Consider the following 14,745-nt stretch of genomic DNA (forward strand, 5'->3'; position numbering starts at 1 on the left):
ACCTCTTTGGTTCTTGGGATTTTTTGATACCCGAAAAACGTGTTTTAACTCTAGTTTAAAGCTTGAACGAGGCGGGGTATATACCTCCATAGTGCACCTTATTTACCCCCTAGGTATAGGATTTTGCTCCTGTATATCGGATTTTGGGCCTAATCACATAGTTGTAACAATTTTCCTGAAAATATCACTATTTTCCTTGACGTGTAATTGACGGGATGAAAATCAAATATATAATCCTATCAAGTAAGTTGGATATAAAACAGGGATGTCTGAGCGGATCGCCGCAGGCCGAATCTCCTTCCTTCCGGGAAGCGGGGCTCGGCCTTTTTGATATCGGATTTCGGGGCTGGGCTCTCCCGGATCAGTCCGATAATGGCGGCGCCGCTTCCGCTGTTCCCGTCATTTGAAAGGAGTGGGCCGATGTCGAGCAATACGGTGTGGTCGCCAGGTTCGGATAATGATAGTTCGTCTAACAAGGATAATGAGTCATCAATCATTTCGATCCGCAGACTTGGAAAGTCGTTTGAAACCGGGAGCAGGCGGAAGACGGTCTGTTACCAGGTGCTGAAGGATGTCGATCTGGAAATCCGGAGAGGTGAGTTCTTCATTCTTCTTGGGCCCAGCGGCTGCGGCAAATCGACGCTGCTGAACCTCATCGCCGGGTTCGAGAAGCAGACCGAGGGCGAGCTGCTCGTACACGGCCGGCCCATTGGCCGCCCGGAGAAGGAGCGGGCCATGGTGTTTCAGCATGCTGACGCTTCCCTGTTTCCCTGGCTGAACGTCAGGGAGAATATCGAATTCGGGCTTCGGATGCGCGGCATGAAGAAGAAGGAGCGGGCCGAAATCTCCGCCCGCTATATCGAACTGGCGGGGCTAAAGGGCCATGAGCGCAAATTCCCCCGCGAGCTGTCGGGAGGAATGAAGCAGCGGGTACAGATTGCCCGGGTGCTGGCGAACGAGCCGGATATTCTGCTGATGGATGAGCCGCTCGGCGCGCTGGACGCTTTTACCCGCAGGGTCATGCAGGAGGAATTGGTGAGGATATGGGGCGAGACGAAGAAGACGATTCTGTTCGTCACCCATGATATTCAGGAGGCGGTGCTTCTCGGAGTCCGGATCGGAATTATGTCCATAGGCCCGGATTCCCGTGTATTTGAGATTATGGAGAACGGCCTTGACTATCCGCGCGATCTGACCTCGCGGGAATTTAATCTCATTCAGAAGAAGCTGCAGGGTATTTTTCAGGATGATCTCTATTTTCACCTGTAATTTTAAATCATTGTTAGAAGAAGGGAGGGCGCACCAATGCGCTTTGTCCGAAAGGGTCTGAAGACGGGGATCTTCTCCTGGCTGCTGTTTCTGGTGTTATGGCAGCTGATCGCGATGAGATCGAATCCCGACTATTTTCCTACGCCGGTCGAGACGGTTCGGGGAGCAGGCGAGCTGATTAGCGATAACTCGCTGCTGTCATATATCTTCATCAGCTTCAGACGGGTTGTGCTCGGCTGGGCGTTGGGGAGTCTGCTCGGCATACCGGCAGGTCTCCTCATCGGCCGTTTCAAATGGCTGCGCCAGCTGGTCGAGCCGTATCTGAACTTCTTCCGCTTCATTCCGGCGCTCGCGTTTATTACGCTGTTCATTCTCTGGTTCGGCATCGGGGAGCAGTCTAAAGTCATCCTGATTATGTATGCGACGCTGTTCATTGTCGTGCTGAACACAGCCGCAGGTGTGGTGAACGTCGACGATGACAAAATCCGTTCGGCCCGCTCGCTCGGGGCGTCGGAACGCCAGATTATGCTGCATGTGATCATTCCCGCTACCGTTCCGGCGTTCTTCACCGGCGTAAGGCTGGCGATGGGCAATTCTTTTATGGCCATTGTCGGCGCGGAAATGATCGCAGCCAATGAGGGCGTAGGCTATCTGATCTGGACCTCAAGACTGTATTCAAAGACGGACTGGATCTTCGTCGGCCTGCTGCTGCTGGGGCTGATGGGCTTTATCGGCGCTCCGCTGGATCTTGGCATCATCGAGCAGTACAAGGAGGTTGGCTACCGCACCATTGCGATGAATATCGAAATCTGGGATAAACATATCTTCAATTCCGTCTGCCCCGGCAAGGTCATCCACTGCGGCGGGTGGGAGCATTGGGTGAAGGCGCTGGAGCGGGCGGCTGCCGTCTTCGGACACGGGCGCGTGCGCTCCAACATCGTCGGCGGCATTGAGCCCAAGAAATCGCTGCTGGAGGGGATTTCCTACCTGGCCTCCCAGGGCGTCATCGCCTATGCCGGTTCGTGGATTCCGAATCTTGGCTCCGAATATGAAGGCCACCGGTCGCCTGTGCCGGAGTGGCATCTGGATGTGGCGTATAAAATCGTCGATATTTTCCGAAATGCGGGCTTCACGTACGAGCAGCTGTACGACTGCAGCGCGTCGGCGGACGGCCTGTGGCATGATATTTACAAAATCGAGGAGGAGCGGCTTCCCGTCTTCCGCAGCGAATCGGCGGCGGTCTAAGGGAGCAATGGTTTAGCCACAAAAGAAAGAGGCGCCCGGCGGAGTCCCGGCGGAGCGCCTCTTTCGTATTATCAGGACCGCCAGAGGCTTCTGGTTGGCCTATTATATGCGGCTGAATCGGAAAGCCCGGGGGCTATCGGATGCAGGGGCGCCGCTGTCCTTCCATGGGCCAGAATCCCCTGATCTCCTGCATTGCCCTTATCCCGCCAGCTGCTTGCCGTCATATACGTACGTCTTCTCCTGGCCGTCGACGACGGTGCGCAGATGCACGCTCCGGCCCCAGAGCCGGTACACCATCGGCAGCGTGCGCTCCACGTATTTGCGGTCCAGCTCCAGGCCCTCGAAGCGGTTGTCGATCAAGAGCTCGCCCCGGCCGTGAAGGTCGTCGTCCTTGACCGTGAGGTAGGGGAAGCCGCCGTTGGTGCGGGAGCGGATCAGATTGTCCTTGATCTCATCGACATCCTTGGCCGTCACCCGGTAGACGCTGTCTTCCCGCTTGAAGACGAACAGATCCATCTCCTCGGCCAGCTCCTTCGTCAAATAGTTGCGGATGAACGAGACATCCGACTCGATCTCCCGGATCTCGAACAGAGCGTCCTGGCCCTGCTTCTTCTCGATATGCCGCAGCATCATCAGGCCGAGATAATACGGATTGATGCTTCCCGGAGAGGGCTGAATGACGCCGGCGTTCATCTTGGCGAACTCCACGATTTCCGAGTCGCTGAGTTCAAGCTCCCGGACGAGCTTCAGATGCCAGTAGCTCGCCCAGCCTTCGTTCATGATCTTCGTCTCCATCTGGGGCCAGAAGTACAGCATTTCCGCCCGCAGCATGTACAGAATCTCCCGCTGCCACTCCTCCAGATACCGGCTGTTGCCGGCAATGTAGCCGATCACGTCCTTGATCCCGCCGTCGTTCTCACGAAATCCGTCGCTTGTGCCGAACCGGACGAAGGGGTCGACATGCTCCTGGATGGCGATTCCGGCATCCAGGAAGGCTTCGACCTCATCCGCGCCGTAATCATGGCTGAACGACTCAATCCGGTCGGCGAAGACAGCCATGCGGTCGACCATCTTGCGGTCGGTGCCGGCGAACATCGCGTTATTCTTGAAGAAATCGCTGTGGCCCAGCACATGGGCCACAATCAGCTTGTTCTGCAGCAGCGTGTTGCTGTCCAGCAGAAACGCATAGCAGGGGTCGGAGTTGATGACGAGCTCATAGATTTTGCTGAGGCCGTGATCGTATTCCATCTTCATGCGCTGGTAGGCTTTGCCGAAGCTCCAGTGCGCGAACCGGGTCGGCATGCCGTAGGCCCCGATGGAGTACAGCACCTCGGCCGGACATACCTGATAGCGCATCGGGAAGAAATCAAGCCCGCTTGCAAGCGCAAGCTCCGTCAGGCGGTCCGCCGCCTGCTCCAGCTGCTGTGCATCCTGTTCCAACATGATCGCCTGTCCCTCCTGACACGTACGTTTTGGTAAGCCTCAATACTCGGGTATGGTCAGCTTGTATAGTCAGCTTAGATGGTCAGCTTGCCGCCACTTCGTCGCCGAAGAACGCCTTCAGCGTCTTGAAGACATCTTCCTTCTCCTTGAGCACCGATCGGACGAATGACGGTGAATCGATGCCCGCCAGCGATTCCCACAGCCGCTTGCTTCCGTAAATATGCTGCCGGATCTCGCCGTAGCCGAGCATGTTGACCTTCTCCAGCAGTTCACCTGCCCGCTTCATGGTCACCGGATTGTCGCTGTCCAGATTGTCCCCGTCGGAGAAATGGAAGGCATAGGCGTTGAACTGGCCGGGTGGATAATCGCTTTCCAGAATGCTCAGGGCCAGATCGTAGACCGAGGAGCATTTCGTTCCGCCGCTTTCGCCTTTGCGGAAGAAGGATTCCTCGTCGACCTCCTTTGCCTCCGTACAGTGCGACAGGAAGCGAATCTGCACGTTCTCGTACTTGGTCCGCAGGAAGCGGACCATCCAGAAGAAGAAGCTCCGGGCCACATATTTCTCGAAGGTGCCCATGGAACCCGAGGTGTCCATCATCGCCAGCACAACGGCCGAGGATTGGGGCTTCTGGATATCCTCCCAGGTCTTGAAGCGGAGGTCGTCCCCGATAATAGGCCCGAGGACAGGGACGGATGCCGAGGCCTCCGGAGCAAAGGCGGAGGGGAAGGAGGGGACGCCGGCGGAAGCTGACCCAAGCCCGAGAGTGAGACCGAGGGCGGTCAAGTCGCCCTGGTATCCACTGCCACCCGGCGCGGCTCCGCCATCCTCCGCCGGCTCCCAGCCGCCGGAATCGGACCAGGCGGCCGCCCCGCCGCCGGACAGGCCGCCGCTCAGCGCCTGACGCTTGATCGCCTCGAACAGCGTGCGCTTTTTGTCGACATTCGACATCATGCCCTGCTTGCGGACGTCATCGAACCGGACATCCTCCACGGTCATATCGGGCGCCGCCTTCGGCTTGAGCCTCGGCAGCTTCAAATCCTCAAATACGAGCTCGGCCAGCTCGTCGATCGTCAGCTCGGCTTCGTAGTAGTCGACGCCGGGCTGGTCGCCGGCCTCGCCGGGACCCTTCCCCGGCCCTTGTCCCGGCGCGCCGGGATCGCCCTGGCCGGCTTTGCCGATGACATCGCCGACCTGTGTGCCGCCCTGCCCTTGCCCTACCTGGGGCTTGTCCCGCGTATTGAACCGGAACTTCGGCTCGTCCAGGCTGCGGATCGGAACCTTGATCACCTTATCGCCCTGGGGCATTATGATTGACTCTTCGCTTACGAGATCGGCAAGGTTATGCCGAATCGCTTCTTTTACCTTGCGCTTATGACGCTCCTGGTCGATTTCTCCCTTGCGGTGCAGCGACCAGTCGTCGCGCGCGATCACGAACAAGCGGTTGCTGCTGCTGTCCATGCCGCCCACCTCCCGGATTATCATGTGATGTTACCGATTCAGCAGACTGAATACGGACCGGGCTATACTGCCCGTTACCGATTCAGTAGACTTCCCACATACTTCATCAGCTCATTGGCGCAGGTCGCGCAGTACCCGTGGTGTTCAATCAGACGCTTCGAGACTTCGTTCATTCGCTTCACCTGGGTTTCGTCGGGGTTGAGGGTTGAGGTTGTGATTTTGATGACGTCCTTCAGGTCGGCGAACAGCTTCTTCTCGATGGCGTCCTTCAGCGGTTCGTGTGACGTATATTCGAACTGCCGTCCGCGGCGGGCGAACGACGAAATTTTGATCAGGATTTCCTCGCGGAAAGCCCGTTTCTGGTTCTCGGTGACACCGATCTGCTCCTCGATGGAGCGCATCAGCTTCTCGTCGGGATCACGCTCCTCGGAGGTGATCGGGTCCTTCATTTTATGGCCGCTGCAGTAGGCCTCGACATTGTCCAGATAGTTGTTGAGCATCGTGTGCGCCGACTCCTCGAATGAGTAGACGAATGCGCGCTGGACTTCGGTCTTGGCTTTATGGTCATACTCCTTGCGGGCCAGGGTAATGAGATTGAGCAGGCGCTCGCGCTCTTCTCTGGAGATGGACGGATGCTGGTCAAGCCCCTCCTTGAGCGAGCGGAGCACATCCAGCGCATTGATGCAGGACTTGCTGCCTTTGATAAGGGCGCTGGAGATCCGGTTGATGACATACCGGGGATCAACGCCGGACATGCCTTCGTCGGGATGCTCGCGCATGAGCTCGTCCACATCGGCTTTCTTGACGCCGTCGACTTCGACGCCGTCGTAGAGATACATTTTTTTGACCAGATCGATTCCGGGCTTCTTGGGTTCTTTGAGACGGGACATGACGGTAAAAACGGAGGCGGTCCAGAGCGCGCCTGGCGCCAAATGCACCTGGTTGTTCAGCCCGGAGGCGTCCACCAGCTTGCGGTAAATGCGTTCTTCCTGTCCGGCTTTGAGATTGTAGGGAATGCGCATGACGATCATGCGGGAGTGGAGGGCTTCGTTCTTCTTATTGGAGATGAATGCGCGGTATTCGGTTTCGTTCGTATGGGCGATGATCAGTTCGTCGGCGGAGATGAGCGCAAAGCGTCCCGCTTTAAAATTGCCTTCCTGCGTCAGGGAGAGCAAATTCCATAGAAATTTCTCGTCGCATTTCAGGATTTCCTGAAATTCCATCAGGCCGCGATTGGCCTTATTAAGCTCCCCGTCGAACCTGTAGGCTCTGGGGTCCGATTCCGAACCGTAACGGGTAATGGTTGAAAAATCAATGCTGCCGGTCAGATCGGCGATATCCTGCGACTTCGGATCGGAGGGAGCGAAGGTCCCGATTCCCGTCCGGTCGCTCTCGGAGAACAGCACCCGGACAACGGGCATCTCCTCGATTCGTCCGCCGTATTCCTGCTCCAGCGTCATCCTGCAGACCGGGCAGAGGTCGCCTTCGATATGCACCCCGTATTCCTTGCGGAATTCCTCGCGAAGCTCGCGGGGGATCAGATGAAGCGGTTCCTCCTGCATCGGGCAGCCTTTAATGGCATACACCGCGCCTTCCGGCGTGCGGGTGAAGGATTCCAGACCGTTCTTCATCAGCGTGACGAGCGTTGACTTGCCGCCGCTCACCGGCCCCATGAGAAGCAGGAGGCGCTTGCGGACGTCAAGCCGCTGGGCTGAAGGCCGGAAGTATTCTTCCACAAGCAGCTGAATCGCGTCTTCGAGACCGAAGAGTGTTCCGCTGAAGAACGCATACTCTCTTCGTCCGTCTCCCAGCTCGGTGATACCTGCCGCCTCGATCATCCGGTAGACCAGTTCGTGCGATGTCCCGGCGATTCGCGGATTCTCTCTAACGAGCTGCAAGTAATCGAGAAAAGAGCCCTCCCAATTGAGGTCGTTCTCTTTGTCCCGATACGTTAACAATTTTTCCAAGAACGTCATGCTTACCGCCTCCCTTTTTGTGAAAATGTCATTCGTGAAAAGGTACAGGTGACAGATGCAGCGCCGTGCTATCGATAAGGCGCGTCCATGCCGACAGAGCAGTAGAGACATTGGTTCTTGCTATATGAAGTTGTCTATAAAGTGTAGCATAAACTCTATCATCTAGCGACAACAAAAAAGTAATACGATTAGCAATATTTACAGGCAAATGGCGCATTTCACAAAAAATTTAAATAATTTTAAGGTTTGATGTGATATAGAATAACAGAGATTTCTGATTATATGGAAAAAACACGGAGCCTTCCGCCTCGTTCACGAATCCGAAGTCAGAATAATTGACATTTAGGGACGGAGTATGAGTTAGCTCATTTGTTCTTCTGGACCGGGATAATACAATGTTGCCATACCTCATGATATAACGTTTGGATAGCGATAGCGGCGAAAGGAGGCGGGATCATGATATACATACCCGATGAGTCCATCGACAAGATGATCGGAGAGGATATTCCTTACCTGGATTTGACCACATGGGCTCTTGGCATCGGCGATTACAAAGGGAAGATTGAGTATTACTCCAGAGAAAAAGCGGTTCTATGCGGAACGGAGGAGGTGCTGCGCATCTTCGCCAAGCTGGGCGTTTCGCCGGTCTTCAGCCTTCCCTCGGGAACGGAAGTCGGACCGGGAGAGGTGTTCCTGTCGGCCGAAGGCACGGCGGGCGCGCTTCAGATGGCCTGGAAAGTGACGCAGAACCTGCTCGAATGCTGCTCGGGCATTGCGACGAAGACAAAGCGCGTTGTTGATAGCGTGAAGGCTGTTAACCCGGAAGTGTCGGTGGCTTCAACCCGCAAGAGCTTCCCTGGTACGAAGGCGCTGAGCGTGAAGGCCATTCTGTGCGGAGGCGCCTCGCCTCACCGGCTCGGGCTGTCGGAGACCGTGCTCGTATTCAAAGAGCACGCGGCGTTCTGCGGCGGTCCGGAGGCGTTGCTGGACGTGATCCCCGGCATCAAGGCGAAGGCTCCGGAGAAGAAATTGGTCGTCGAGACCGATTCCGTGGAATACGCACTGGCCCTGTGCCGGGCGGGGGCGGACTGCCTGCAGTTCGACAAGCTGCCGCCGGAGGAGCTGCTTGCGGCCAGCGCCAGGCTCCGGGAGATTAACCCCGGAGTCGTGCTGCTGGCGGCGGGCGGCATCGACGAGCACAATGCGCCAAGCTATGCGGCCTCCGGCGTCGATGTGCTGGTGACGACGGCGCTGTTCTTCGCGAAGCCGCTCGATATGAGCGTGCGTCTGCTGCCGGCCGAGTAGGGCCTTAGACGTTACCCGGCACCCACGGATTTCACAGCCGGGCGGACCGGCCGAGCCTGATGGGGGCTATGGCCTGAACTACACATCATCAAGGGTGCAGCCCTTAATACATAGGGCGATATGACAAGGAGAGCGTTAGGGGAGACCTTAGCGCTCTTTTTTGTTGGGATGAAATTTGGAAGAAAGAGTGTACATGATTAAAATATGTAAAGGAAATTATTGACAACCTGAAACCCGGCATAATATAATCCGAAACGAGTCTGCAGACTTATTATTAATTATAAAAAGGGCGAGTGGGAGTGGTAGAGGTGCAGAGAGGAATGTTAGTTGCCGAGGGTTTGGAGGGAGTCGCCGCTTTTGAAACGGGATTATCCTGTATCGACGGTGACGAAGGCCGGATTATGTACCGGGAATATCCGGCGGAGGAACTACAGCATAACCGGAATTTTGAAGAAGTAGCCTACTTGCTCTGGTACGGTAAATGGCCCGCTGCCGATAAGCTGGAGGAGTTCCAGCGCATTCTCGCGGCGCGCCGTTTTCTTCCCCGGCATGTCAAGCTGACACTGGATCAGCTTCCGGAGGAGGTCGACATGATGAGTGTGCTGCAGACCGCCGTCTCTGCGCTGAAGGATTGCGAGAGCGTCTGGCCTCCGTCATGGGAGCAGGCCTCCGGCATTGTCTCCAAAATCCCGGCCATCATTGCCTACCGCAGAGCCCGGCTGGAGGGCCGGGAAGCTGTTGAGCCAAGGCTGGACTTGAACCATACTGCCAATTACCTCTACATGTTATTCGGAAAAGAACCGTCAGACAGTCAGCGGCAGATGCTTGAGACCTATCTGGTGCTGACCCAGGAGCTGGGCTCCAACCCGTCTACCTTCACTGCCCGGGTAGTCGCATCGACCCGGTCCGATCTGATCTCCTCTACTTCGGCGGCTATCGGAGCCTTGAAGGGGACGCTGCATGGCGGCGCACCCGCCGAGGTTCTGGAAATGCTCCGCGAGATCGGATGCCCCGAGCGTGCGGAGGGATGGATTCGCGAGGCGCTGGAATGCGACCGCCGCATCATGGGCTTCGGCCACCGGATCTTCAAGAACCGCGATCCCCGTTCGGATATGCTGAAGGCGCTGGCTCTCCGCCATGCGCCGGAGCATCCGCTGCTGAAGCTGGCTGTGTCGGTGGAAGAGACGGCGCATCGCCTTCTGGAGGAGTATAAGCCAGGCCGGCAGCTTGTCACCAATGTCGATTATTACGCTTCCGTGGTGCTTCATATCGTCGGGCTTGACGAATCGTTGTTTACTCCGTCCTTTGCCGTCAGCCGCTGCGTCGGCTGGTGCGCCCACATTATGGAGCAGGCAGTGCACAATCGGCTTATTTATCCGCAAGCCATCTACAGGAGCGAGACCCAGAAGCGAAGACCGGATACGTGGTTTGGTCATGCGCTTGCCGGACGCGCTGGCGAGGTCCTTGCGCCGGAGGTGGTGTTATGATGCAGGAGCAACTCCTTCCCGTAAGCGGGCAGTCCATTGAGCAGGCAGTATCGGTGCTTAAGGCGGGCGGCCTGGTGATCGGCCCGTCCCGGTCCAACTACAATATTATGTGTGATCCCAGAAATGAACAGGCCGTCGAGCGCGTATTCGAGGTGAAGAAGCGGACCAAGTTTGGCCCGCTGACTGTGTCGATCGCCTCACTTGAGGGTCTTGATGATCTGGTAACCCTGCCTGACACGCTCGACCCAGGCGTCCTGCAGGAAGTGTGGCCGAGCGAGCTCACTCTGATCTTCTTCAAAAACTATCCGTTCCCTGAACGGCTTACCTGCGGCGCGCCAACCGTGGGATTGACCTGGCAGGGCGAGTCCGCAATGCAGACGCTGACCGCGGCCTATGGTCATCCGATTGCCGTAACGTCAGCCAATCTGTCGGGCATGGGCACAGGCCTGGTTGACCTGGAGCAGGCGCTGGCGCATATGAGGGGCAAAGTCGACCTCATTCTGCAGGGTCCACCCGCCAGTCCCGATAAGGCGCCGGGAAAAGAGATTGAAGGCAATACGATCATCGATTTGTCGTTTCAGCCGCCGGTGCTTGTGCGGCAGGGGCTGGTTCCGCTGGAACGGGTCCGCGGCCGGTTCCCTGGTCTGATCGAAGATCCGTCCGTGTACCCGGAGCTGCTTCGGGCGCGCAACGCCGCCTCCAGCTCCCGGGGAGAAGGCACCCATGAGTAATGTCGCTCTTTTCTATGTATATCGAATTGTCTCGCGCTGTTACTTCCATCTGCCGATTCTGTTTATCTTCTTCTACAGACAGGATTTGTCTCTGCCTGTGATCGAGCTGATGCTCGCGGCCTACGGCCTGGTCGTCATGCTGACCGCGAAATGGAACGTGAAGGCCATGCGCAGGATGGCGCAGCCGAAGGTCATCGCCCTCGGCGAGTGCCTGAAGGGGCTGGGGCTTGTGCTGCTGATCACGGCTCCGCATCCCGCCGTTCTTCTGGCTGGACAGATCGTCTGCGGACTTGGGTACAGTCTGGCAGCCGGAACGGACTCCAGCCTGCTGCGATCGCTCTTCGAGGAAGGGGATCAGGAGAAATACCGCAGAACCGAATCTTCGTCGGCGAGCTTCATGTTCCTGTCCGTTCTTCTGGCGGGGATTGTGGGAAGCGTCCTGATGGAGAGCGGCATGCGCATTCCCTTCTATCTGTCGATCGCAGCCAATGCCGTATCGGCTGCTGTCATTCTCGGCATTCGGGAAGCCGGGTCGTCGGGGAGCCGGACTGCGCCGCGCGCAGAAGCAGCACAGGCAGCCAAGCCGGAGACGGGGGGCGCGGCAGCTCGGCCTGCTCTGGAGCTGACAAGCGGCCAACGGTTCTGGAGGAGATATTACTCTCTTGTCCGGGCCTTTACGCTGGCTCCCTTTGTCGGCTTTATCCCGTTCCTGCTGAACCGGACACTGAACATCGGGATGCTGCAATTCGGCCTTGTGCTCAGCCTGTTCACTCTGCTCGGCTTCGTATCGGCCCGATACGCCGTCCGCGTAGGAGCCGCCATCGGCGAGAACAAGCTTGTTATACTCACGACGGTACTGTCGCTTTCGTCTATGCTTCTGCTCGCTCTTTCTCCGCATATTGCCAGCGCGGCGCTGGCCGTAGCGGTTATGGGGCTCGCCTCGGGAGGGGCGAGGCCGCTGGCTGTCGGGCAGCTCAGCGGCCCGGGAATGAAGCCGGCTGAACGTACGGCCGTGCTGAGCTCCATGGAGCGGATGTACGGATTCTGGAACGCCTTCCTGCTCGTCGCGGGCGGGTTCGCGCTGGATGAGTTCGGCTTCCGCGTTCTGATGCTCGGCTTGGCCGCAGGTTTCCTGCTGGTATCTGCAGTGTCCTATGTGATGCGCCGCACCGGTTCTTCGGCTCCGCACTCCGTATCCGGAGAACTGCCATCTTAAAATTCCGAGGAGAGATTATGATGAATATTCGTTATCTGGGGCATTCCTGCTTTCTGGTCAGCCATGAATCCTATGCTGTCATTATCGACCCGTTCCTGTCGGGCAATCCGCTCGCGGCTGCGAAGCCGGAGGATATTAAGGTTGATGCCGTTCTGGTGACACACGGTCATATGGACCATATGATGGATGCCGCCGCTATCGCGCTCCGCTGCGGATGTCCGGTTATCGCGAATTATGAGGTGTGTCTCCACCTGTCTGAGCAGGGGGTGGCAACGGAAGCAATGCATATCGGGGGTACCCGTTCGTTCCCCTGGGGCACGGTTAAGCTTACGCAAGCCTTTCATGGCTCAGGCATCGAGCTTGAGGGAGGCGGGGTGAAGGAAGGCGGCATGCCGGCCGGAATCGTGCTCACGATGGGCGGCTTCACCTTCTACCATGCCGGGGATACGGCCCTGTTCGGCGACATGAAGCTGATCGGCGAACTGAACAGGCTCGATGCGGCGGCGCTGCCGATCGGCGATGTGTTCACAATGGGGCCGGACGACTCCCTCATTGCGGCGTCATGGCTGCAGGCGGGGGCATATATCCCTATGCATTATAATACCTTTCCGCCGATTATCCAGGACGCAGCCGCCTGGCTGAAGCGCCTGGAGAGCCAGGGACGGAAAGGAGCGGTCCTTGCACCCGGAGAGTCATGCAGACTGGGTGCGGGAGGACTCACCACTTTGAGCGGAAGCGCCACGGCTGAATAGCATAGAACTGCAACAAGCCGGCCGGCGGAGCAATCCGCCGGCTTTGGTGCGCCCTCGGACAGGCGGACGTCCTCTATCAACCGGAAGCCGATGGCCGCATCGGAGGACTTACGGGTTGGCCGCCTGCATGGTAGTGGTTTTCTTTACCCCTGTTCATCGGGTATACTGGTTGAAAATGGTGTGTTGTATTCCGGAGGTTGTCCATGCTGTCCATCGAGAAGCAGATTGTCTATCTGATTTCCTGTGCTGATGTGATTGAAGCGCAGGAGTTGGTCCGGCTGTATGAAGCGGACGGCCGGTCCGGACAGTACATCCGCAATGTGCTGGCCCGGCTGAAGAAGATGGGGTACATTGAGTCCGCAGAGCGTTCGCGCTACCGCATTACCGAGGTCGGCAAGTCGTTCGTCCTTTCATTTAACCGGAAGCCGCAGCTGCCGGCGGCCGAGTGGGATCATAAATGGCAGATTGTCATGTTCGAATTTCCGGACGGTCTGAGGAGGCAGCGCCAAATGCTGGTCAATCACCTGCGCGACCTTGGCTTTGGGCGTCTGTATGATAGCGTCTACATATCTCCATGGGACCACTCGGATAATCTGGCGCAGTATGCGGCCGAGAATCGTCTGGCCTCCTGTCTGTCGGTCGCGTCGGGCTGCGCGGTCCCCGGCCTGGATGCTCCCGGCAGAGCGGGCGAAATCTGGCCGATCGGGGACATTCGCCTTATTTATGAAGAGAAGGAAGCCTGGTTCCGCCAAGAATTTCTGCCCAAGGCGGAGAATATACCGGCCGATGACCGCGGGGCGTTCCTGCTGTTTCTGGAAATCGGCAATGTCATCAGCGAAATCGGCCTCCTTGATCCTGTCCTGCCTGCTTGTCTGCTCCCTGATTCCTGGAAGGGGAATGACCTGCTGAATGAGATGTTCGCTGCCATGCGCCGGATCGGCGAGGCGATTCACAGTGATTCGGTATACCGCAAATATGTGAACGTATAAGGGGAAAAGTCGGACGATTTGCCCGGCTCCCCCTTTAATAGATATAATGACAGGAGTATAATATATAGGACTGCGTTTAATTTTTGGTAATCATATCAGTTGAAAGAGAGCGATACGTATGGGCCGCAAGTGGAACAATATTAAAGAGAAGAAAGCGTCGAAGGACGCCAACACAAGTCGTATATATGCAAGATTTGGCCGTGAAATTTATGTGGTGGCCAAGCAGGGAGAGCCGGACCCGGAATCGAACCGTGCGCTGAGGGTCGTGCTGGAACGCGCGAAGACCTATAACGTGCCGAAGGCGATTATCGACCGCGCGCTGGAGAAGGCGAAGGGGGGCTCCGACGAGACCTATGACGAGCTTCGTTATGAGGGCTTCGGCCCGAACGGCTCGATGATCATCGTCGACGCCCTGACGAACAACGTCAACCGCACCGCCTCCGAAGTCCGTGCCGCGTTCAGCAAGAACGGCGGCAGCCTTGGCGTCAGCGGCTCGGTCTCCTATATGTTCGACTCCACGGCCGTTATCGGCCTGGTTGGCAAGAGCGCCGATGAAGTGCTGGAAATTCTGATGGAAGGAGACGTTGACGCGCGCGACATCCTCGAAGAGGATGAAGCTGTCATCGTCTATGCCGAGCCGGAGCAGTTCCATGCAGTGCAGGAAGCGCTGAAGAATGCGGGCGTCACCGAATTTACGGTGGCTGAACTGTCGATGCTTCCGCAGAACTATGTGACGCTGCCGGAAGATTCCGTTGCCCAGTTCGAGAAGCTGATCGATGTGCTGGAGGATCTGGAAGACGTGCAGCAGGTGTATCACAACGTCGATTCCGAAGACTAAACAGCCAGCCGTTCACCGTCTTGCGGGCGCGGCGG

At 57.3% G+C, this 14,745-nt stretch carries 13 protein-coding genes and 1 pseudogene; 11 read left to right on the top strand and 3 right to left on the bottom strand.

All coding sequences use genetic code 11. From position 1 onward, the window contains the following. Positions 1 to 248 precede the first annotated feature (248 nt). The 4 genes and pseudogenes from PSTEL_RS27305 to PSTEL_RS28790 all read left to right on the top strand — a co-directional run bounded on the left by PSTEL_RS27305 (position 249) and on the right by PSTEL_RS28790 (position 2,514). The gene (locus PSTEL_RS27305; protein ID WP_156995741.1) at positions 249 to 407 is read left to right on the top strand and encodes a hypothetical protein; all 159 of its coding nucleotides are present in this window, start codon (positions 249 to 251) and stop codon (positions 405 to 407) included. A 13-nt stretch (positions 408 to 420) separates the two neighbouring features. Continuing rightward, positions 421 to 1,269 carry an ABC transporter ATP-binding protein gene (locus PSTEL_RS01560; protein WP_052098114.1) on the top strand — a complete coding sequence of 283 codons (849 nt, stop codon included), beginning with the start codon at positions 421 to 423 and terminating at the stop codon, positions 1,267 to 1,269. A 36-nt stretch (positions 1,270 to 1,305) separates the two neighbouring features. Beyond that, positions 1,306 to 2,001: pseudogene (locus tag PSTEL_RS28255) on the top strand (ABC transporter permease); the annotation flags it as partial. Next, positions 1,990 to 2,514, top strand: a complete 525-nt coding sequence (locus PSTEL_RS28790) for a radical SAM protein (RefSeq protein ID WP_342666574.1) — start codon at positions 1,990 to 1,992, stop codon at positions 2,512 to 2,514. The pseudogene PSTEL_RS28255 and the gene PSTEL_RS28790, both read left to right, overlap by 12 nt. 198 nt (positions 2,515 to 2,712) lie before the next feature. Here PSTEL_RS28790 and PSTEL_RS01570 read toward each other — a convergent pair whose 3' ends face one another. From PSTEL_RS01570 to PSTEL_RS01580, 3 genes are all read right to left on the bottom strand, one after another. Continuing rightward, positions 2,713 to 3,957 (bottom strand): SpoVR family protein, encoded by a 1,245-nt coding sequence (locus PSTEL_RS01570; RefSeq protein ID WP_038693052.1) that lies wholly within the window; start codon positions 3,955 to 3,957, stop codon positions 2,713 to 2,715. An 82-nt stretch (positions 3,958 to 4,039) separates the two neighbouring features. Further along, positions 4,040 to 5,416 carry a DUF444 family protein gene (locus tag PSTEL_RS28260; protein WP_038693053.1) on the bottom strand — a complete coding sequence of 459 codons (1,377 nt, stop codon included), beginning with the start codon at positions 5,414 to 5,416 and terminating at the stop codon, positions 4,040 to 4,042. A 74-nt stretch (positions 5,417 to 5,490) separates the two neighbouring features. Further along, positions 5,491 to 7,392: a PrkA family serine protein kinase gene (locus PSTEL_RS01580; protein ID WP_038693054.1), complete on the bottom strand. Its 1,902-nt coding sequence runs from the start codon at positions 7,390 to 7,392 to the stop codon at positions 5,491 to 5,493. A gap of 456 nt (positions 7,393 to 7,848) precedes the next feature. Between PSTEL_RS01580 and modD the strand changes: the two genes are divergently transcribed. The 7 genes from modD to PSTEL_RS01615 all read left to right on the top strand — a co-directional run bounded on the left by modD (position 7,849) and on the right by PSTEL_RS01615 (position 14,710). Next, positions 7,849 to 8,697, top strand: a complete 849-nt coding sequence (gene modD, locus PSTEL_RS01585; RefSeq protein WP_038693055.1) for a ModD protein — start codon at positions 7,849 to 7,851, stop codon at positions 8,695 to 8,697. 320 nt (positions 8,698 to 9,017) lie between these two features. After that, entirely contained in the window at positions 9,018 to 10,184 is a 1,167-nt protein-coding gene (locus PSTEL_RS01590; protein WP_084064567.1) for a citrate/2-methylcitrate synthase, read from the top strand. After that, entirely contained in the window at positions 10,181 to 10,915 is a 735-nt protein-coding gene (locus tag PSTEL_RS01595; protein WP_038693056.1) for an L-threonylcarbamoyladenylate synthase, read from the top strand. Before PSTEL_RS01590 ends, PSTEL_RS01595 begins: the two co-directional genes overlap by 4 nt. Further along, positions 10,908 to 12,131 carry an MFS transporter gene (locus PSTEL_RS01600; RefSeq protein WP_038693057.1) on the top strand — a complete coding sequence of 408 codons (1,224 nt, stop codon included), beginning with the start codon at positions 10,908 to 10,910 and terminating at the stop codon, positions 12,129 to 12,131. Before PSTEL_RS01595 ends, PSTEL_RS01600 begins: the two co-directional genes overlap by 8 nt. A gap of 20 nt (positions 12,132 to 12,151) precedes the next feature. After that, positions 12,152 to 12,883: a metal-dependent hydrolase gene (locus PSTEL_RS01605; RefSeq protein WP_052098116.1), complete on the top strand. Its 732-nt coding sequence runs from the start codon at positions 12,152 to 12,154 to the stop codon at positions 12,881 to 12,883. A gap of 203 nt (positions 12,884 to 13,086) precedes the next feature. Then, positions 13,087 to 13,872 (top strand): PaaX family transcriptional regulator C-terminal domain-containing protein, encoded by a 786-nt coding sequence (locus PSTEL_RS01610; RefSeq protein WP_038693058.1) that lies wholly within the window; start codon positions 13,087 to 13,089, stop codon positions 13,870 to 13,872. A 118-nt stretch (positions 13,873 to 13,990) separates the two neighbouring features. Next, on the top strand, positions 13,991 to 14,710 hold the full coding sequence (locus PSTEL_RS01615) for a YebC/PmpR family DNA-binding transcriptional regulator (protein WP_038693059.1): 720 nt from the start codon (positions 13,991 to 13,993) through the stop codon (positions 14,708 to 14,710). Positions 14,711 to 14,745 lie beyond the last annotated feature (35 nt).

The sequence above is a fragment of the Paenibacillus stellifer genome (assembly GCF_000758685.1).
GTDB classification, from domain to species: Bacteria; Bacillota; Bacilli; order Paenibacillales; family Paenibacillaceae; genus Paenibacillus_AQ; species Paenibacillus_AQ stellifer.

Bases quoted from the DNA above. Each gene is read 5' to 3' on its own strand.
- PSTEL_RS01560 (WP_052098114.1), top strand. From the start codon at position 421: ATGTCGAGCAATACGGTGTGGTCGCCAGGTTCGGATAATGATAGTTCG.
- PSTEL_RS28790 (WP_342666574.1), top strand. From the start codon at position 1,990: ATGGGCTTTATCGGCGCTCCGCTGGATCTTGGCATCATCGAGCAGTAC.
- PSTEL_RS01570 (WP_038693052.1), bottom strand. From the start codon at position 3,957: ATGTTGGAACAGGATGCACAGCAGCTGGAGCAGGCGGCGGACCGCCTG.
- PSTEL_RS28260 (WP_038693053.1), bottom strand. From the start codon at position 5,416: ATGGACAGCAGCAGCAACCGCTTGTTCGTGATCGCGCGCGACGACTGG.
- PSTEL_RS01580 (WP_038693054.1), bottom strand. From the start codon at position 7,392: ATGACGTTCTTGGAAAAATTGTTAACGTATCGGGACAAAGAGAACGAC.
- modD (WP_038693055.1), top strand. From the start codon at position 7,849: ATGATATACATACCCGATGAGTCCATCGACAAGATGATCGGAGAGGAT.
- PSTEL_RS01590 (WP_084064567.1), top strand. From the start codon at position 9,018: ATGTTAGTTGCCGAGGGTTTGGAGGGAGTCGCCGCTTTTGAAACGGGA.
- PSTEL_RS01595 (WP_038693056.1), top strand. From the start codon at position 10,181: ATGATGCAGGAGCAACTCCTTCCCGTAAGCGGGCAGTCCATTGAGCAG.
- PSTEL_RS01600 (WP_038693057.1), top strand. From the start codon at position 10,908: ATGAGTAATGTCGCTCTTTTCTATGTATATCGAATTGTCTCGCGCTGT.
- PSTEL_RS01605 (WP_052098116.1), top strand. From the start codon at position 12,152: ATGAATATTCGTTATCTGGGGCATTCCTGCTTTCTGGTCAGCCATGAA.
- PSTEL_RS01610 (WP_038693058.1), top strand. From the start codon at position 13,087: ATGCTGTCCATCGAGAAGCAGATTGTCTATCTGATTTCCTGTGCTGAT.
- PSTEL_RS01615 (WP_038693059.1), top strand. From the start codon at position 13,991: ATGGGCCGCAAGTGGAACAATATTAAAGAGAAGAAAGCGTCGAAGGAC.